Raw genomic sequence first — 17,922 nt, forward strand, 5'->3', positions numbered from 1 at the left:
GGCAAGCGGATCCAGGCGGGTGAACGGGGCGATTATGACGCGGGGCCGGCTGCAAGATGTCGTGCGGCAGCATCCAGCGCTTCGTCGAGCACGACGACGTATGCACGCAACGCGTCGGGCAGCTGTTCCGTCGACAGGCTGGCGTCGCGCAGTGCGCGTTCCAGCCGCGCCGCCTCAACGCCGGCGCGGGCAAAACCGAGGTTCAGACAGACGCCCTTGAGCGCATGTATCTGGCGGACGATGTCGGCAGCCGGTTCGCCGACACGCGCCGCCAGTGCGTCGCGCAGCGCCCTGACCTCGCCCAGCGTGGTGGCGAGGATTTCGCCGTAGAGCGCGAGATCGCCATCGAACTGCTGGCGCACGGCTGCCAGATCGAGCGCAGGTCGCGCCTCATCGGTGACCGGTTCCGCGATCGGCTCGACGGTTGCCGGCGTCATGGTCTGCAGCACGTCGCCGCGGCCGGCGGCGGTGGTCGCCAGTACCCCGAGCAAGGCGTGCGCGTCAACCGGTTTGGTCAGGTAGGCACGCATGCCCAGCGCCAGGCACTCGTCCCGCTCCTCGGTCACCGCGTGCGCGGTCAGGCCGACGACGGGCGGCGCGGCAGCGCCCAGGCGGGCGACGATCTCGCGCGTCGCAGTCTTGCCGTCCATCACCGGCATCTGGATATCCATCAGCACCAGGTCGATGCCACCGGCGCAGACGCGTTCCAGCGCCTGCCGCCCGTGACGGCCTGCTCGGCGTGCGCGCCCGCGCGTTCGACCAGATGAACCGCCACCGTCCGGTTGACCGCGATGTCATCGACGACAAGCACGCGCAGATCGGCCAGCGACACCGCGGATATTTGCTCGGCAGCCGTCGGCAGCGCACCGTCCTCCACCTGTTCGAGCCAGACCTCGGCCCAGAAGGTGGCGCCCTCGCCCGGCGCGCCACTGCCGCCGACACGACCGCCCATCGCGTCAGCCAGCCGCTTGCAAATGGTCAGGCCGAGGCCGGTACCGCCGTGGCTGCGCACCACCGATGCGTCGGCCTGCACGAAGGGCTCGAAAAGCGCGTCGATCTCGTCAGACGACACCCCGCGACCGGTGTCGCGCACCGTGACGCGCAGGCGCACCCGCTGACCCGCCCGTTCGCACAACGCGACCTCGACGTTGACGCGACCGTGTGCGGTGAACTTCAACGCGTTCGACACGTAGTTGTTCAGTATCTGCGCCAGCCGCGTCGGATCGCCGCACAGCGCCGGCGGCACTTCCGGCGCCAGCTTGAATGTCAGAGCGAGCGCCTTGTCCTGCGCCTGCGCGACAAACGACGCGTGGCAGGTTTCGAGCAGGTCGCCGATGGCGAAGGGAATGTGTTCCAGATCGAGCTTGCCGGCCTCGATCTTGGAGAAGTCGAGAATGTCGTTGACGATCATGCGCAGCTGACCGGCTGCGATGCGCAACTGCCGGCCGTGCTCGCGCGCCCGTTGCGGGCTGTCGTTGTCGGCCAGGATGGCCGCCAGCCCGACCACGCCATTCAGCGGGGTGCGGATTTCGTGGCTCATCGCCGCGAGGAAGGCGCTCTTGGCGCGGCTGGCTTCGCGCGCATCGGCCACCGCCTGTTCGGCGCGCTGCAACAGCGCCTCGCGCTCGTCCTCGCGCTGTTGCAGCGACACGGCCATGCCGTTGAACGACTGCGCCAGCACCTGCAGTTCCTGCTCGCCGCTTTCGTCCACCCGCGCGTCGAGCTGGCCTGAGGCGATGCGCTGCGCGCCGTCGGACAGTCGCCGGATACCGTGCGCGAGCCAGCCGCTGAGCAGCCACGAGAACAGCGCGGCGAGCCCCATGCCGAAGACCGCGACGACGGCCGCGAGGCGCTTCGCCTCGGCCAGTTCGATGCGCGCCTGACGGTTGTCGATGCCCAGTTGCACCTCGCCGATGCGCGCGCTGCCGGCCATGATGGGGGCGCTGACAGCAAAGCTGTCGGAGCCTTCCGCCAGCGGATCGCTGTCGGCGCTGAAGGTCCGCGCCAGCGCCGCAGCGTCGCCCTTGGCCGCCACCTCGCGGCCATCCTGGTCGAGCACGCGGACAAACACGGCCTCGCGTCGCGACACCAGATCCGACGAGACCGCCTCGATCTTGGCCAGATCGCTCGAAATCAACGCGTCGGACACGGCGGCCGAAAACAGCGACATCGCCATCTGCGCGCTGCGCTGGATCAGATCGGCCTGCGAACTGGCCATCTGGCCCAGCGCGCCGAATATCGTCACCGAAAGCGTCAGCGCCTCGATCAGGGCGATGCCGAGAATGGCCTTCCAGCGGAAGGACATGCGACTGAAGGCGCGCATCTTCATCAACAGGAATCAGCGCACCGGTTCGGCCAGCAATGCATCGAGTACCCGGATATCGAGCGCACGTATCGGCTCCCAGTCCCGATCCTGCGCATTCACGACGCCTTTGAAGCCGATCTGCTTCAGCAGTTCGGCGCCGGGCGCCGAACTGCCGACCTTCTGTATCGCGTCACGAAATCCCTGCCCACCGACTCCGGCACACCCGGCAGACGGGCGAAGGCGTGCGGCGGGTACTCTGCCGAACGCCAGATGACGCGCATGCGATCACGCACGCCGGTGTCGATGGCCTCCAGCGTGCGCTCGATGCCGCCGCCGGCGATAACCAGCCCGCGCGCAACATTCAGGTAAACGGAATCGTGCGAGGCAACGAAACGCGGCTTCACCGAAATGCCGCCGCGCTTCAGTTCAGCCAGCGGAATGACGGTGGCGGCGAAGGCAGCCGGCGATGGAAAGGCGACCTCCTTGCCGTCGAGTTCCTGCACCGAAGCGATGGCACTGTCATTGCGGACGACGATCAGCCCGCGCAGCTTGCGGTCCTTCTCGCGAGCAAACGCCAAGTAGCCGGCAGCCTGATGAAACACCACGTAGTGATAGGGGTTCATGTAGGCGATCGCGTATTCGCCACGGGCCAGTCGCTTCTCGAACTCGGTGATGGTCGGCGCCGTCGCGAAACGGAATTCGCAGCCGCTGACGGCCGACACCTCGCGCAACAGCGGAATCCAGCCTTGCGCCAGATCGCTCGCCGCCTGCTGCGGCACGACACCGACGGTGATGACGCCCTCTAGCGCACAGGCCGCATGCAGCGCCGGCGCACCCGACAGACACAGCAGCATCGCCAGTGCGGAGGCGGCGCGACGGATGGAGAGGACGATCATCAACGGGCCCTGTGCTTACCGCTCGGCGGTGAATCCGCGGGGATGCGCAAGCGCACGCCCTCGGCTGTTTGTGGCCGATTCTAGCGCTCAAGTCGCCCCGTCGCGCTGCCGATACTCCACACGAACCCCGCAAAAAGACCCGCCCGCACACCGCCATGTCTGACCTCATAGGATCGGTCGCCAACCTGACCGGTTACCGCGATCGCGACCTCATCGACAGTACCTTCGTCTCGGTACTGGGCGACTGGCTCGATCCGATCGAACTGAATCTGTATCGCTGCGTCGGCGACGTATCCGATCTGCGGCTGCTGCTGCAGGCGGGCATGATCAAAGGGAGCGGCATGCGTGCAGGCGATCCAAGCTGGACGCCGCTCGACGCGCTGCCCGCCCTGTCCGCCCGCCCGCAGTTCGATCAGGCCTTCGGCTGCGACGAACCGTTGCTCGACCTGCCGATGAACGGCCACGACGGCCCCTGGCTCAACCTCTTTCCGGTGTGGGCCGGCGCGCGGCGCTTCGGCATCATCGAACTGATCAGCGAACAGCCCCTGCTGCCGGTGCAGCTGCGCCTTGTGGAGGGTCTGCTGAAGATCTATCGCAACCAGATCAGCCTGCTCGACTACAGCGAACGCGACAGCCTGACCGGCCTGCTGAACCGCAAGACCTTCGACGAACAGTTCCTGAAATGTCTGGACACGATGGCGGGCACCGGGCATGCAGCCGAGGGCTCGCCGAACTGGTGGCTGGGCGTCATCGACGTCGATCACTTCAAGCGCGTAAACGACACTTTCGGTCACCTGATCGGCGACGAGGTGCTACTGCTGGTCGCACGCATCCTGCGCACCGCCTTCCATCACAGCGAATACCTGTATCGCTTCGGCGGCGAGGAATTCATCGTGCTGCTGCGTGCCGAGCACGACGACGAAGCTCACCTTGCCTTCGACTTCTTCCGCCAGCAGCTTTCGGGTTTCGCCTTCCCTCAGGTTGGCACGGTCACCGCCAGTGTCGGCTTCACACGACTGCGCCTGATGGACAATGCCAGCGGATCGGTGGATCGCGCAGATCGCGCGGTCTATCACGCGAAGCACAACGGGCGTAACCAGGTGCATTCGTACGAAGCACTGGTCAAGGCGGGCGTTTTTGAGGAGGTCAACAACAGCGGCGAGATCGAGCTTTTCTGAACTGAGGCGGTTCAGCCTCAAGGCGATCCCGTTGTGGGGCACAGAAAACAAAAAAGGCCGCTTTCGCGGCCTTCTTCGTGAGCACCCCGCAGAAACTGCGGAGCACCTTGTGTTGGCGGAGTGGACGGGACTCGAACCCGCGACCCCCGGCGTGACAGGCCGGTATTCTAACCAACTGAACTACCACTCCAGTGTTGGTGCCGGCACTTCTTCTTCCGGACTTGCACTGCCAGCAAAAGAGCTGGCGTCCCCACGGGGATTCGAACCCCGGTACCTACCGTGAAAGGGTAGTGTCCTAGGCCTCTAGACGATGGGGACCTAGTTTTACCGCTTGCTGCTTTTTTACTGATTACTGCTTTGTACTGCCTTCTCTCTCGCTTGGTGGAGGTAAGCGGGATCGAACCGCTGACCTCTTGCATGCCATGCAAGCGCTCTCCCAGCTGAGCTATACCCCCGTCGAAAGAGGAGCGCATTATAAACACTGTTCCGTGTTTGTAAAGCATCTCGCGCAATTATTTTTGTCGAACATCGATCGACATTTCTTCTTCGTGACATACGCATATCACATCGACATCGACCCGCTACCTCAAGATGCATTGAGCTTCGCTCACTGACCGGCGTCGGGCAGCACCTTTCCCGGATTCATCACCCCGTACGGATCGAATGCGCGCTTCACCGCCCTCATCATGTCCAGCTCGACCGTGCTCTTGCACGTCGCGAGCAGGTCACGCTTGAGCTGGCCGATGCCGTGCTCGGCCGAGATCGATCCACCGAGTGCGATCACCGTTTCATGTACCTGCTCGCTCGCCACCTTCGCATCGGCAATCAGCCGAGCGTTGTCGGAAGCATCGGTGAAGGACAGGTTGTAGTGCAGATTACCGTCGCCGGCGTGACCGAACACCACCACGCGCACACCCGGCAACACGGCGGCGAGCTTGTCGCCGGCCGCCTCGATGAAATGCGGAATGCTGCCGACCGGCACGCTGATGTCGTGCTTCACGCTGAAACCCTCGATGCGCTGCGCCTCCGAAATGTTCTCGCGCAGTGCCCACAGCGCCTTCGCCTGTGCGCCGTCCTGCGCGATCACCGCGTCGCGCACCATGCCACGCTCGAGCAGCGCTGCCAGCGTGTCGCCAAGCTTGGTTTCGAGCGTCGGGTCGTTGCCGGCGAGTTCAACCAGCGCGTACCAGGGCGCGGCGTCGGCAAGCGGGTCACGCGCTCCGGGAATGTGCTTGAGCACCATGCCCAGCGCCTCGCGACCGACCAGCTCGAACGCGTTCAGCAGATCGCCTGCCTGCGCCTGCAGCGCATGCAGCAGATCGATGCCGCGCTGCGGGCCGTCGAGTGCCACCCAGGCGAGCGCGGTGTTCACCGGCAGCGGCGCGAGCTTCAGCACGGCCGCTGTGATGAAGCCCAGCGTGCCTTCGGCGCCGACGAACAGGTGCTTGAGGTCGTAGCCGGTATTGTCCTTGCGCAGCGCACGCAGGCCGTTCCACAGCCGACCGTCGGGCAGCACGACTTCGAGACCGAGCACCTGGTCGCGCGCGTTGCCGTGGCGCAGCACATGTACGCCGCCAGCGTTGGTGACAGGTTGCCGCCGATCTCGCACGAGCCTTCTGACGCCAGACTGAGCGGAAACAGCAGGCCGGCGTCACGCGCGGCGGCCTGTACCGCAGCCAGCGTGCAGCCGGCTTCGACGGTGATCGACGCATTGTCGCGATCAAGCACGCGGATGCGATTCAGGCGGGACAGGGTGACCAGCACTTCGTAGCGCCCCGCATGCGGCGTGGCGCCACCGCACAGGCCGGTATTGCCGCCCTGCGGCACCATGGGCAGTTGTGCCTCGTGACAGACGTGCACCACCTGCATCAGTTCATCGACCGTTGCCGGGCGCACGACGCACAGGGCTTCGCCGCGATAACGGCCGCGCCAGTCGGTGCAATACGGCGCGAGGTCAGCGGCAGCGGTCAGCAGATGGCTGTCGCCGACCACTGTCCGCAGCCGCGCCAGTGCCGACACGATGCGTCCGTCCTCCATATCAGCTCCGGATCCCGTTCACGCTGCGCCGACGCACGGGCGACTCATCGTCAGCCTTCGGTGACGACTTCGGCGTACAGGTCGTGCACATCGCAATCGGTGATGCGCACACGCACGAAGTCGCCGACTTCGAGGTCCTGACCGTCGAGGATGTGCACCAGGCCGTCGATGTCCGGCGCGTCGCCTTCGGAGCGGGCGACCGCGCCGTCCTCGTCGACTTCATCGACCAGCACGATCATCTCGCGGTCGATCTTCTCTTCCAGCCGCTGGGTCGAAATGTCTTCCTGGAATTCCATCAGGCGCTGACGGCGCTCCTCGCGCACCTCTTCCGGCAGCGCGCCCGGCAGGTCGTTGGCGCTGGCGCCATCGACCGGCGAATAGGCGAAACAGCCGACGCGGTCCAGCCGTGCTTCACCAAGGAAGTCGAGCAGCTCCTCGAACTCCTGTTCGGTCTCGCCCGGAAAGCCGGCGATGAAGGTGCTGCGTATCGTGATGTCGGGGCAGATCGAACGCCAGGCGCGGATGCGTTCGAGGTTGTTCTCGGCATTGGCCGGCCGCTTCATCGCCTTCAGCACGCGCGGGCTGGCGTGCTGGAAGGGCACGTCGAGGTAGGGCAGGATCTTGCCCTCGGCCATCAGCGGGATGATGTCGTTGACATGCGGATACGGATACACGTAATGCATGCGCACCCACATATCCAGCTCGCCCAGCGCGCTCGCCAGGTCGTACAGCTTGGTGCGCAGCGGCTTGCCGCCCCAGAAGCCGGTGCGGTACTTCACATCGACGCCGTAGGCGCTGGTGTCCTGCGACACGATGAGCAGTTCGCGCACACCGGCGTCGCGCAGCGCCTCGGCTTCGCGCATCACGTCGCCGATCGGCCGGCTCACCAGATCGCCACGCATCGACGGAATGATGCAGAAACTGCAGCGGTGATTGCAGCCTTCGGAAATCTTCAGGTAGGCGTAGTGCGACGGCGTGAGCCGTATGCCCTGCGGCGGCACCAGGTCGGAGAAGGGATCGTGCGGCTTGGGCAGGTGGCGATGGACCGCGTCCATCACCTCTTCGGTCGCGTGCGGACCGGTCACCGCCAGCACCTGCGGATGAGCGGACAGCACCTGCTGGCGCTTCGGCCCCTCCGCGCCCATACAGCCGGTCACGATCACCTTGCCGTTCTCGGCCAGCGCCTCGCCGATCGCGTCGAGCGATTCCTCGACCGCGGCATCGATGAAGCCACAGGTGTTGACGACCACGACATCGGCATCGTCGTAGGTCGGCACGATGTCGTAGCCTTCGGAGCGCAGGCGGGTCAGGATGGACTCGGAGTCCGAAGTCGCCTTCGGACAGCCGAGAGAAACGAAGCCGACCTTGGGGGTCGGCTTTGTGGTGTTGCCAGATTCAGAAGTACGGGTCACGCCGCGTCTCCGCCGCAAAACCCTGCAGTTTACTTGTTTTGCGGGCCTTTATCGCCCCCCGGTCCGAAGCCGGGAAACTTGAAACCGGACATCATCGAGCGGGTCTGCTGCTCGATCTGCTCCTGCATCTGCACGAACATGCGTTTGCTCTGCTCCATATAGGCACCCATCATGCTCTGCATGGCCGGGCCCTGGAAGTTCAGGAACTGCGCCCAGAGGTCCTTGCTCATCGCGTTGTTGTCGCCGTAGATGGCGCGCGCCTGGTCCTGGAGCTTGCTCTGAACGTCGGTGAAGGCCTTGATGTTGCCTTCGAGGTACTTGCCCATCATGCCCTGCATCGCGTTGCCGTAGAAGCGGATCATCTGCGACAGCAGGTCGGACGTGAACATCGGCACGCCTTCGCTTTCTTCCTCGATGATGATCTGCAGCAGGATGCTGCGGGTGAGGTCCTCGCCGGTCTTGGCATCGACGACCTGGAACTCGGCATTCTCGAGAACCAGTTCCTTCACGTCGGACAGCGTGATGTAGGAACTCGTGCGGGTGTCGTAAAGCCGGCGGTTGGGATATTTCTTGATCAGCCTGTTGGTGGAACCTGTCCCCTCGCGGCTTTCGGAAGCGCTCATTGTGTGGTGTCCTCGCTCGTTTGAACTACCCCGGGGCGGTGTTTCCGCCCACTCTGTTTTGATCATACAGCAAGCAAAGGCCTTATGCGGCAGTGCCGCATAAGGCCTTTCGATGCGTCACAAACCCGTCTTTACCGCAATTACTGGTAGTACAGGCCGCCGTTGATGTTCAGCGTCGCACCGGTCACGTAACCCGCCATGTCGGAGGCGAGGTAGGACACCGCAGCACCAATCTCTTCCGGCTTGCCCAGACGCTTCATCGGCACCGAGTCAATGATGCCCTGACGGATGTCCTCGCGGATCGCCATCACCATGTCGGTGCCGATATAGCCCGGAGCGATCGCATTGACGGTGACGCCCTTGGCGGCCATTTCGGCGGCCAGCGCCTTGGTGAAGCCGACCACGCCAGCCTTGGCAGCCGAGTAGTTGGTCTGGCCGGCCTGACCCTTGACGCCATTGACCGACGAAATGTTGATGATGCGACCCCAGCCGCGTTCGGCCATCTTGCCGGCGACGTGGTGCGTCACGTTGAACAGGCTGTCGAGGTTGGTGGTCAGCACCGCATCCCACTGGGCCTTGTCCATCTTGGAGAAAAACTTGTCACGGGTGATGCCCGCGTTGTTCACGACCACGTTGACCGGGCCGATGTCCTGCTCGACCTTGTCGATCATCGACTTGCAGGAATCGTAGTCGGACACGTCGCCCTCGGCGGCTTTCATTTCAAAGCCTTCGGCCTGCATCTTGGCCAGCCATTCGTCCTTTTGGGGGAACGCGGGCAGACAGTTCGCCACGACGGTGTAGCCGTCCTTGGCCAGTGCCTTGCAGATTGCGGTACCCAGACCGCCCATACCCCCGGTAACCAGGGCAACTCGTTTCGTCATGACTTCTCTCCCAGCCAGCTGCGTGAAAAACCTTCCACCCCCGCCGGACGAGGTGGAAGGCGTGCGCGGACCTCCGCGCAGGCGGTCAGGACATGTGCTGACCGCCGTTGATTGCAATGTTGGCGCCGGTGACGAAAGCCGCTTCGTCCGACGCCAGATAGGCCACCAGGCCTGCAATCTCTTCCGGCTTGCCCAGACGCGATACCGGGATCTGCGGCAGGATCTTCGAGTCGAGGATGTCCTGCGGGATCGCGGTCACCATCTTGGTACCGATATAGCCCGGCGAAATCGTATTCACGGTGACACCGGCGCGCGCCACTTCCAGCGCCAGCGCCTTGGTGAAGCCATGCATGCCGGCCTTGGCGGCCGAGTAATTGGTCTGGCCGAACGCACCCTTCGAGCCATTCACCGAAGACACGTTGATGACGCGGCCCCACTTGCGCTCAGTCATGCCATCGATGACCTGCTTGGTCATGTTGAAGCAGGAGTCGAGGTTGGTGCTCATCACCACGTCCCAGTCCGCCTTCGTCATCTTCTTGAAGGTCATGTCACGGGTGATGCCGGCGTTATTCACCAGCACATCAACCGGACCGACTTCCTTCACCACCGTCTCGACACACGCCTTGCAGGAGTCGAAATCCGACACGTCGCACGGGTAGGCCTTGAAGCCGTAGCCCATGTTGTTCATGGTCTGCAGCCATTCGGCTGCCTTCGTATTGCCAGGACTGTGTGTGGTCACCACGCGGAAACCCAGTGCCGCGAGCTTGATGCAGATCGCTTCACCCAGTCCTCCCATACCGCCTGTTACCAGTGCGACTCGCGTCATTTCCTTGTCTCCTTTTATTAGTCGAGGGTGTGTCTTCCGCAGCCCCCCTCATGAGGCTGCCATGCGTTCAGTTCGTTGCGCTGCCTTTCACATAGCGCCCGGGTGCGGGCTCGATCACCTTGTATTGCGCGTTGCCCGCTCGTGACGGGGGCGCGACCTTCTTGCCTGACTTGGCAGTCAGCCACTTGATGTAATGCTTCCACCAGCTGCCCGGCTGTTCGCCGGCGTTGGCCCGCCATTCCTCGGCGGTCGATTCGTTGCCGCCAACCCAATGCGAGCGCTTGTCCTTCGAGGCCGGATTGATCACGCCGGCCACGTGGCCGCTGGCGCCCAGTACGAAGGTGGTGTCACCACCGAGCAGCTTGCGCACCAGATAGGCACCGGTCCACGGCACGATGTGGTCTTCCGACGTGGCCAGCAGGTAGGCCGGAATGTCCACCTTGCCCAGATCCGCCTTGACGCCCAGCATTTCGAGTTTACCCGGCACGCGCAGACTGTTTTCGAGGTAGAGGTTGCGCAAGTACCAGGCGAGGAAGGGGCCGGGCAGGTTCGTGCTGTCGCAGTTCCAGTGCAGGATGTCGAAGGCCGGCGGCGTTTCGCCCTTCAGGTAGTTGCCGACCACGTAGTTCCAGATCAGGTCGTTCGGACGCAGGCTGCTGAAGGTCTGCGCCAGTTCGCGACCCGGCAGCAGTCCGCCGCGCCCTATCGTGTGCTCGCGCGCCGCCACCATGCCTTCATCGACCAGGCAGCCGATCTCGCCGGCATCCGAAAAATCGAGCAGCGTGGTCAGCAAGGTCATGCTTGCAGCAGGCTTTTCGCCACGACCGCAGGCGACCGCCAGCGCCGACGCCAGTATCGTGCCGCCGACGCAGAAACCCATGGTGTTCGGCTGCGCATCTCCGCTGATGTCGCGCACCACGTCGAGCGCGGTCAGCGGCCCGAGGCGCAGGTAGTCGTCCCAGGTCAGCTGGGCCAGCGTCTGATCGGGATTGCGCCAGGAAATCAGGAACACGGTGATGCCCTGCTCCACCAGGAAACGCACCAGCGAGTTCTCCGGCTGCAGGTCCATCAGGTAGTACTTGTTGATGCAGGGCGGCACGATCAGCAGCGGCTTGGCGTGCACCTTGTCGGTCGTCGGCGCGTACTGGATAAGCTGTATCAGTTCGTTCTCGAACACCACCGAACCTTCGGTCACGGCAAGGTTCCTGCCCACTTCAAAGGCACCGGGCGCCGACATCGAAATGTGGCCCTGCTGCAGGTCGCGCAGCAGGTTCTCAAGGCCGCGACGGATGCTTTCACCCTCGGTACGCAGCGCGGTTTCGACGAATTCCGGGTTGGTCGCGGCGAAATTGGCCGGTGACATTGCCTCGATCATCTGTTTCGACAGATAGCGCATGCGATCCTTCGCACGCCCGTCGGCCACCGGCGTCGCTTCGACGCAGGCGCGCATGAACTGCGCGTTCAGCAGGTAGGCCTGGCGCAGATAGTCGAAATAGGGGCTCTTGGTCCACTCGGGCGCGCGGAAACGGCGGTCGGTGGGCTCGGGCTGCACGACGGCCGGCGCCGGTCCGTCGTCCGGCTTGCGCTGGGCGAAGGCCTGCCAGAGCCGGTGCTGGCTTTCCAGCCACTGCTGATGAAGTTCGGAGAAACGGGCGGCTTCGGGTGCCGGGAAGGCACTGCCGTTGAGCGGTGTGTGTGCGGCCAGCGTGCTCTGCTGGCGCGTCATGAATTCGCTGAAGTTCTTGCCCATCGCGGCCATGATGGCCGTCCAGTCGGGCTGCACGGCCTCGTTGCGAGGCGGGACGGACTTTCCGGGTGCTGCCGAGTCACTGCTCATCAAACCAAACCCCAGTCGTTCTTATTTCAGATGCAACGCGATGGCGTCGTCGGGAATCTGCGTCTATCGTGCCGGTCGCAATCGCGCCAGGCGAGCATAACAGCGCATGCCGACGGACGTGCGCGCGGTGGGTGCGGCCACCCGGCACACGCAACACGACTGGATTGTTGCATCGCACAAAATAGCTGTCAATCCCGCCCGTCCGAACCCGGCGCGGGCCAACGAAACGCGCTGCAGGAAAGGATTACCCGCATGTACATCATTGCGATTGCGTGGCTGTACGTGGTGCTGATGATGGCCGTGACAGAGCACAGCATCGTCGCCGCCGTGCTCACCGTGCTTTTTTACGGCGTCGCGCCGCTGGCGCTGTTCCTGTGGATTTTCGGCACGCCGGCGAGGCGGCGCGCGGCCGCGCGGCGGCCGCAACCGGAGGAGGACGGATCAGTGATGGGCGAAACCGTTGAACGAAGTGGTGGATCAGCACGATGCTGCCGACGCCCAGCGAAATCAGTAGCACCTGCTGGATGGTGGCGCCGATCTCGGCACGTTTGTGCAGACCGGGAATCAGATCGGCCACCGCGACGTAGATCATGCTGGCCGCCGCAATGCACAAAAGATAGGGCACGGCGCCGCTCACGAGCGACAGCGCGAAATAGGCGCCGACCGCGCCGACCAGGGTCGCCATGCTGGACAGCAGGTTGAACGCCAGCGCACGCATGCGGCTCATGCCCGAATGCAGCAGCACCAGGTAATCGCCCACTTCCTGTGGAATTTCGTGCGCGACGATGGCGGTCGCGGTGACGATGCCCAGCGGAATGCTCTGCGAGAAGGCGGCGGCAATCAGCACACCATCGACGAAGTTATGGAAGGCGTCGCCGATCAGGATGAGCGAAGCTGCGCGCGCGCCGTCGCCGCCATGACCGTGATCGTGGTGTGTCAGCGCGGCGTGGTCGTGGTGAGCGTGGTCGTGCCCTGCGTGCTGCGCCAGTTCCGCCGGATCGTGCGCCTCGCAACTGACCTCGTGACAGTGCCGCCACAGCACCAATTTCTCCAGCAGGAAGAAACCGAGGATGCCCGCCAGAAGCAGACTGGTGGCCAGTTCTACGCTTCCGACTTCCTCGATCGCCTGCGGCAGCACGCCGAGCAGAGCGGCGCCAAGCAGCGCGCCGACCGAGTAACTGATGAGCATCGGAATGCGCTGAAGATTGACGGCCATGCCGAACAACGCGGCGGCACAGACGCTGATCGCACCGCCGACGAAAGAGGCAAGCACGATCCAGGCAAGGACAGACATGGGGGATTCGAAACTGAAAACGGTCTCTTATTATCCTTGATACGACGGTTCCGCGGCGAACGGGGTCGCACGATCTGCGATCCAGATCAGGCTGGCCATGCGTCCGCAACGGCCGTCGCGCCGGTAGGAATGGAAAAGTTCGCGCTGGCTCACGGTGCACAGCCCGCCGCCGTACACGGCCTGCACGCCCGCCGCTTCCAGTTCCAGCCGCGCCAACGCGTAGATGTCGGCGTACAGTCGATCGCCCGAACCGGGGCGAAATGCGCGCGCCGCGCCGCGCAGCCGTTCGACGAATGCGGCGCGCACTTCCGGCCCGACCTCGAAGGCGTCGGGGCCGATGGCCGGGCCGAGCCAAGCCATCAGCTCGGCCGGCGAACAGCCCATGCGCTCGACCGTTCGTTTCAGCACGCCTGCAGCCAAGCCGCGCCAGCCCGCGTGTGCCGCCGCCACCACGCTGCCCTGGCGGTTGCAGAACAGCACCGGCAGACAATCCGCGGTCATCACCGCACAGACGCGGTTCGGCAGGTGCGCGACCGAGGCGTCACCGGTACCGCAGCGCTGACGGTCGGCGTCCAGTACGTCCACGCCGTGAACCTGATCGAGCCACAGCGGCTCGGCCGGCAGGTGGGCGCGCAGCAGCGCGCGGTTGTCGGCCACCGCCTGCGGATGGTCGCCGACATGCGTCGCCGGATTGAACGGTCCGAAAGGCGGCGCGCTGACGCCGCCCAACTTCGTCGTGACACAGGCGCGCACCGACGGCGGCGCCGGCCAGTCGGGCAGGATCAACGGCAGCGCGGCCGGCTTGTTCATGGGGCGATCCTCAGCCCGGCGATCAGGCCCTCCATATCGGCTGGCAGCGGCACTTCCCACTCGACTTCGTCGCCGCTCTTCGGATGGATGAGCCCGAGCCGCCAGGCATGCAGCGCCTGGCGCGAGAAACGGTCGGCCACGTTGCGCGGCGCGTAGACCTCGTCGCCGAGCAGCGAGTGACCGATGTGCGCCATGTGGACGCGGATCTGATGGGTGCGCCCGGTCTCCAGCCGGCACTCGACCAGCGTCGCGCCCTGAAGCCGTTCGCGCACGAAATAGTGGGTACGCGCCGGTTTGCCGCCCGCCTGCACAACAGCCATGCGGGTGCGCTGCACCGGATGACGGCCGATGGCGGCATCGACCGTGCCGTCCGTCCTCAGGTCGCCGGCCACCACCGCGAAATAGCGGCGCGACACGGTGCGTGCCTGCAGCTGACGCACCAGATCGGTCTGCGCCTCAAGTGTGCGCGCCACCACCAGCAGGCCGGTCGTGTCGCGGTCCAGCCGGTGCACGATGCCGGCGCGCGGCACCTGTGCCAGTCCGGGCACGCGATGCAGCAGCGCGTTGAGCAGCGTGCCATCCGGCACGCCATTGCCCGGGTGCACCACCATGCCGGCCGGTTTGTTGATCACCAGCAGCGTGTCGTCCTCGAACACCACGTCGAGCGGAATGTCCTGCGGCGCATGTACGGTGTCGGCGGGCAGGCTGCCGGGGTCCAGTTCGAGTCGTTCGCCGGTGAAAGTGCGTCAACGCGCGTCGTCGCAGGTCTTCCCGTCCACCCGCACCCTGCCCTCACGCAACCAGCCCTGCAGGCGGCTGCGCGAATACTGCGGCCAGACCCGGGCGAGCACCGCGTCCAGCCGGTCGCCGACCACGCCAGCCGGCACCGTCGCGCATATCGGGACTTGGGTCGGGCTCGCGGGCTGCTCGGCGATATAATCGTCGTCTTGCGTATCTTCCAGGGTCAAAGCGGTCATGTGGCGTAGTGTAGCGATACTGTGGGTGGCTCTGGCCGCCGGGTGCGGGCTCCTTCCCGATAAGATCGACGAAACCGCCAACTGGTCCGCCCAGCGCCTCTATACCGAGGCGAAGGAGTTGATGGGCGAAGGCTCGTACGAACAGGCGATCAAGCTGTACGAGAAGCTGGAAGCCAAATTCCCTTACGGCCGCTATGCGCAGCAGGCGCAGATCGAAGTTGCCTACGCCTATTACCGCCAGGGCGAGCGCGTACAGGCCGTCGCCGCCTGCGACCGCTTCATCCGGCTGCATCCGAACCACCCGAACGTCGATTACGTGTATTACCTGCGCGGCCTCGTCCATTTCAACGAAGACCTCGGCGTCATGAGCGTGCTGTCGCGCCAGGACATGACGGAACGCGATCCCAAGGGCCTGCGCGATTCCTTCGACGCATTGAAGGAACTGGTGACGCGTTATCCGGAAAGCAAGTACACGCCGGACGCGACCATACGCATGAACTACCTGGTCAATTCGCTGGCGGCGCACGAAGTGCACGTGGCGCGCTACTACATCAAGCGCGGCGCCTACCTCGCGGCAGCCAATCGCGCGCAGTTCGCGGTCAGCAACTATCAGCAGTCGCCGGCGGTCGAAGAGGCACTGTATATCCTGATGGTCGCCTACGAATCGCTGGGCCTGACCGACCTGCGCGACGACGCCCAGCGCGTCATGATGAAGAACTACCCGCAGAGCGACTTCCTCGCGCGCGGCTTCAAGCGGCCGGGTGAGGACGACCCCTGGTGGAAGCTCTGGTAGGCATCGACTTTCGACACAGCAGGAGAACGTTCATGTACAGCAAGGTATTGCTCGCCTACGACGGTTCCGAATCGGGTCGCCGCGCACTGCTCGAATGCGCCGACATCAACGATCTGCTGCACGCCGAAATACATCTGCTTGCCGTTGCGCCGATCGCGGCGACGCTGTTCGTGGCCGAAGGCTTCGTCGCCGACGTGCCGCAGGAGGAAGAGAACGAGCGTTTCGCCGAGGTGCTGAAGGAAGGCCTGGACCAGCTGAAGGCGCGCGGCGTCACTGCCGAAGGACACCTGGTCACCGGCGACGCCGTGCGTGAAATCAGCCGCCTCGCGCGCGAACTGCACGTCAACCTGATCGTGATCGGCCACACCCACCACGCATCGCGCCTCGAGCGCTGGTGGAAAGGCTCGGTGGGCGCCTCGCTGGTCGAGGAAGCGCCGTGCAACATCCTCATCGTGGTACAGCCATCGGCATGAACGCAGCACGTGCGCCCTCGGCCGCCGCCCGCGACGGCGAGCGCGACTGGCAGCAGTACTCGGTACTCGTCGTCGATGACGAAGAGGGCATGCGCAGCTTCATCAGCCGCGCGCTCGGTTCGCGCTGCGGGCTGGTCGAGACGGCAGGCAGCGTCGAACACGCGCAGCAGCTGTTCGCCCGGCTGCACTTCGACCTCATCATCCTTGACATTTCGCTGCCCGGTCGCAGCGGCCTGGAGTGGCTCAACGAGCTGCGCGAACAGGGCCAGCAGTGCGATGTCATCCTGATCACCGCCTTTGCCGACATCGAAACCGCGATCAACGCGCTACGCGCCGGCGCCTCGGATTTCATCCTCAAGCCCTTCCGCATCGACCAGATGATGAATGCGGTCAACCGCTGTTTCGACCGCGCCGGCCTGCTGCGCGAAAACTATGTGCTGCGCCGCGAGATCGCGCGCCAGACGGAGGGCGTCGAGGGCATGGTGGGCGAATCGCAGCCGGTACGCGAACTGGCCAGCGTGCTGCGCCGCGCCGCCGCGATGCCCAGCACGGTATTGCTGACCGGCGAATCCGGCGTCGGCAAGGAGGTCGCCGCACGCGCACTGCACCAGATGAGCCCCCGCGCCGCTGCACCCTTCGTGCCGGTCAACTGCGGCGCGATCAGCGCCGAGCTGATCGAGTCCGAGCTGTTCGGCCACGTGAAGGGCGCCTTCACCGGCGCCCAGGACAACAACCCGGGCCTGCTGTTCTACGCCCAGGGCGGCACCCTCTTCCTCGACGAGATTTCCGAACTGCCGGCGGCAATGCAGACCAAGCTGCTGCGCGTGCTCGAAGACCGCATGATCCGCCCGGTCGGTTCCACGCGCGAAGTGCCGGTGGACATCCGCGTCGTCGCCGCGACCAACCGTGACCTCGCGACCGAGGTACGCGCCGGCCGCTTCCGCCAGGATCTGTTCTACCGCCTCGACGTCGTGCGCATCACCATCCCGCCGTTGCGCGAGCGGCGCGAGGACGTGAAACTGCTGGTCGCCCACTTCATGGCCCAGCTATCGTCACGACTGGGGGTGGCGCCCATCCCGCTCGACCGCGACACCATCGCCCGCATGGCGACCCACGACTGGCCGGGCAATATCCGCGAACTGCGCAACCTGGTCGAACGTGCCCTCATCCTTGGCTACTTCCCCACCGACGCCTTCGGCACCCTCACCCCGCCGCGCTCAGCAGAACCGGCTGCCGCGCTGGAAGACGTCGAGCGCAAGCACATCCTCGACGTGCTGGCCGCCTGCAGCGGCAACAAATCCGAAGCCGCCCGCCAGCTCGGCGTATCCCGCAAAACCATAGAACGCAAATGCGCGCAGTGGGGTGTCGCCGGATAAAAGCGACGCACTGCGTCGCTCCGGCGACACGGGTCGGCTGTGCAAAGCCGACCTCCCACACTAGGGGTTTAGCGACGCATGCGTCGCCCCTGCGAGACGGGTCGGCCATGCAGGGCCGAGCTCCCTCACAAGGAGTTCAGAAACGCACTGAGTGATTCCGACATCATCCGGCAACGCAGACCGGTCGCGAACGCCGGTCAGGCG

The 17,922-nt window shown here is 64.9% G+C and carries 15 protein-coding genes, 3 tRNA genes and 2 pseudogenes; 4 read left to right on the forward strand and 16 right to left on the reverse strand.

What is annotated here, in order from left to right:
• Positions 1-32 precede the first annotated feature (32 nt).
• From ACQ66H_RS13760 to ACQ66H_RS13770, 3 genes and pseudogenes are all read right to left on the reverse strand, one after another.
• Positions 33-671: a response regulator gene (locus tag ACQ66H_RS13760; protein WP_430434494.1), complete on the reverse strand. Its 639-nt coding sequence runs from the start codon at positions 669-671 to the stop codon at positions 33-35.
• The gene (locus tag ACQ66H_RS13765; protein WP_430434495.1) at positions 671-2,329 is read right to left on the reverse strand and encodes an ATP-binding protein; all 1,659 of its coding nucleotides are present in this window, start codon (positions 2,327-2,329) and stop codon (positions 671-673) included. The genes ACQ66H_RS13760 and ACQ66H_RS13765 overlap by 1 nt, the downstream gene beginning before the upstream one ends.
• Before the next feature lie 9 nt (positions 2,330-2,338).
• Positions 2,339-3,201 (reverse strand): annotated as a pseudogene (locus ACQ66H_RS13770) (PhnD/SsuA/transferrin family substrate-binding protein).
• Between the two features lie 155 nt (positions 3,202-3,356).
• Here ACQ66H_RS13770 and ACQ66H_RS13775 point away from each other — a divergent pair.
• Positions 3,357-4,379, forward strand: a complete 1,023-nt coding sequence (locus ACQ66H_RS13775; RefSeq protein WP_430434496.1) for a GGDEF domain-containing protein — start codon at positions 3,357-3,359, stop codon at positions 4,377-4,379.
• Between the two features lie 113 nt (positions 4,380-4,492).
• Here ACQ66H_RS13775 and ACQ66H_RS13780 read toward each other — a convergent pair.
• From ACQ66H_RS13780 to ACQ66H_RS13840, 13 genes and pseudogenes are all read right to left on the reverse strand, one after another.
• Positions 4,493-4,569, reverse strand: a tRNA-Asp gene (locus ACQ66H_RS13780).
• A gap of 52 nt (positions 4,570-4,621) precedes the next feature.
• A tRNA-Glu gene (locus tag ACQ66H_RS13785) sits at positions 4,622-4,697 on the reverse strand.
• A gap of 61 nt (positions 4,698-4,758) precedes the next feature.
• A tRNA-Ala gene (locus ACQ66H_RS13790) sits at positions 4,759-4,834 on the reverse strand.
• A gap of 152 nt (positions 4,835-4,986) precedes the next feature.
• A pseudogene (locus ACQ66H_RS13795) lies at positions 4,987-6,416 on the reverse strand (FAD-binding oxidoreductase).
• 50 nt (positions 6,417-6,466) lie between these two features.
• Positions 6,467-7,828, reverse strand: coding sequence for a 30S ribosomal protein S12 methylthiotransferase RimO (gene rimO / locus ACQ66H_RS13800; protein WP_430434497.1), 1,362 nt, complete (start codon positions 7,826-7,828; stop codon positions 6,467-6,469).
• 29 nt (positions 7,829-7,857) lie between these two features.
• Positions 7,858-8,451 carry a polyhydroxyalkanoate synthesis repressor PhaR gene (gene phaR / locus ACQ66H_RS13805; RefSeq protein WP_019917676.1) on the reverse strand — a complete coding sequence of 198 codons (594 nt, stop codon included), beginning with the start codon at positions 8,449-8,451 and terminating at the stop codon, positions 7,858-7,860.
• Between the two features lie 140 nt (positions 8,452-8,591).
• On the reverse strand, positions 8,592-9,332 hold the full coding sequence (locus ACQ66H_RS13810; protein ID WP_430434498.1) for a beta-ketoacyl-ACP reductase: 741 nt from the start codon (positions 9,330-9,332) through the stop codon (positions 8,592-8,594).
• Between the two features lie 85 nt (positions 9,333-9,417).
• Positions 9,418-10,158, reverse strand: a complete 741-nt coding sequence (gene phbB, locus ACQ66H_RS13815; RefSeq protein ID WP_029143758.1) for an acetoacetyl-CoA reductase — start codon at positions 10,156-10,158, stop codon at positions 9,418-9,420.
• Positions 10,159-10,225: 67 nt separating this feature from the next.
• Positions 10,226-11,941, reverse strand: coding sequence for a PHA/PHB synthase family protein (locus tag ACQ66H_RS13820; protein ID WP_430434499.1), 1,716 nt, complete (start codon positions 11,939-11,941; stop codon positions 10,226-10,228).
• A 385-nt stretch (positions 11,942-12,326) separates the two neighbouring features.
• A complete protein-coding gene (locus ACQ66H_RS13825; RefSeq protein WP_430434500.1) occupies positions 12,327-13,289 on the reverse strand; it encodes a ZIP family metal transporter in 963 nt (320 codons plus the stop codon).
• Between the two features lie 30 nt (positions 13,290-13,319).
• Positions 13,320-14,099: a peptidoglycan editing factor PgeF gene (pgeF, locus tag ACQ66H_RS13830; RefSeq protein WP_430434501.1), complete on the reverse strand. Its 780-nt coding sequence runs from the start codon at positions 14,097-14,099 to the stop codon at positions 13,320-13,322.
• The gene (locus ACQ66H_RS13835; protein WP_430435638.1) at positions 14,096-14,818 is read right to left on the reverse strand and encodes an RluA family pseudouridine synthase; all 723 of its coding nucleotides are present in this window, start codon (positions 14,816-14,818) and stop codon (positions 14,096-14,098) included. The genes pgeF and ACQ66H_RS13835 overlap by 4 nt, the downstream gene beginning before the upstream one ends.
• A gap of 27 nt (positions 14,819-14,845) precedes the next feature.
• Positions 14,846-15,076, reverse strand: a complete 231-nt coding sequence (locus tag ACQ66H_RS13840) for a S4 domain-containing protein (RefSeq protein WP_430434502.1) — start codon at positions 15,074-15,076, stop codon at positions 14,846-14,848.
• Here ACQ66H_RS13840 and ACQ66H_RS13845 point away from each other — a divergent pair.
• From ACQ66H_RS13845 to ACQ66H_RS13855, 3 genes are read left to right on the forward strand one after another with little or no spacing between them, the layout of a single operon-like run.
• Entirely contained in the window at positions 15,075-15,869 is a 795-nt protein-coding gene (locus ACQ66H_RS13845) for an outer membrane protein assembly factor BamD (protein ID WP_019917664.1), read from the forward strand. The genes ACQ66H_RS13840 and ACQ66H_RS13845 overlap by 2 nt on opposite strands.
• Before the next feature lie 32 nt (positions 15,870-15,901).
• The gene (locus tag ACQ66H_RS13850) at positions 15,902-16,342 is read left to right on the forward strand and encodes a universal stress protein (RefSeq protein WP_430434503.1); all 441 of its coding nucleotides are present in this window, start codon (positions 15,902-15,904) and stop codon (positions 16,340-16,342) included.
• Positions 16,339-17,718, forward strand: coding sequence for a sigma-54-dependent transcriptional regulator (locus ACQ66H_RS13855; protein ID WP_430434504.1), 1,380 nt, complete (start codon positions 16,339-16,341; stop codon positions 17,716-17,718). The genes ACQ66H_RS13850 and ACQ66H_RS13855 overlap by 4 nt, the downstream gene beginning before the upstream one ends.
• Positions 17,719-17,922 lie beyond the last annotated feature (204 nt).

The sequence above is a fragment of the Methyloversatilis sp. genome (assembly GCF_965284615.1).
In the GTDB taxonomy this organism is placed as follows: domain Bacteria; phylum Pseudomonadota; class Gammaproteobacteria; order Burkholderiales; family Rhodocyclaceae; genus Methyloversatilis.

Excerpts from the sequence above, each read along its gene's own strand:
- ACQ66H_RS13760 (WP_430434494.1), bottom strand. The coding sequence starts at position 671 with ATGGATATCCAGATGCCGGTGATGGACGGCAAGACTGCGACGCGCGAG.
- ACQ66H_RS13765 (WP_430434495.1), bottom strand. The coding sequence starts at position 2,329 with ATGAAGATGCGCGCCTTCAGTCGCATGTCCTTCCGCTGGAAGGCCATT.
- ACQ66H_RS13775 (WP_430434496.1), top strand. The coding sequence starts at position 3,357 with ATGTCTGACCTCATAGGATCGGTCGCCAACCTGACCGGTTACCGCGAT.
- phaR (WP_019917676.1), bottom strand. The coding sequence starts at position 8,451 with ATGAGCGCTTCCGAAAGCCGCGAGGGGACAGGTTCCACCAACAGGCTG.
- ACQ66H_RS13810 (WP_430434498.1), bottom strand. The coding sequence starts at position 9,332 with ATGACGAAACGAGTTGCCCTGGTTACCGGGGGTATGGGCGGTCTGGGT.
- phbB (WP_029143758.1), bottom strand. The coding sequence starts at position 10,158 with ATGACGCGAGTCGCACTGGTAACAGGCGGTATGGGAGGACTGGGTGAA.
- ACQ66H_RS13825 (WP_430434500.1), bottom strand. The coding sequence starts at position 13,289 with ATGTCTGTCCTTGCCTGGATCGTGCTTGCCTCTTTCGTCGGCGGTGCG.
- pgeF (WP_430434501.1), bottom strand. The coding sequence starts at position 14,099 with ATGAACAAGCCGGCCGCGCTGCCGTTGATCCTGCCCGACTGGCCGGCG.
- ACQ66H_RS13845 (WP_019917664.1), top strand. The coding sequence starts at position 15,075 with ATGTGGCGTAGTGTAGCGATACTGTGGGTGGCTCTGGCCGCCGGGTGC.
- ACQ66H_RS13840 (WP_430434502.1), bottom strand. The coding sequence starts at position 15,076 with ATGACCGCTTTGACCCTGGAAGATACGCAAGACGACGATTATATCGCC.
- ACQ66H_RS13850 (WP_430434503.1), top strand. The coding sequence starts at position 15,902 with ATGTACAGCAAGGTATTGCTCGCCTACGACGGTTCCGAATCGGGTCGC.
- ACQ66H_RS13855 (WP_430434504.1), top strand. The coding sequence starts at position 16,339 with ATGAACGCAGCACGTGCGCCCTCGGCCGCCGCCCGCGACGGCGAGCGC.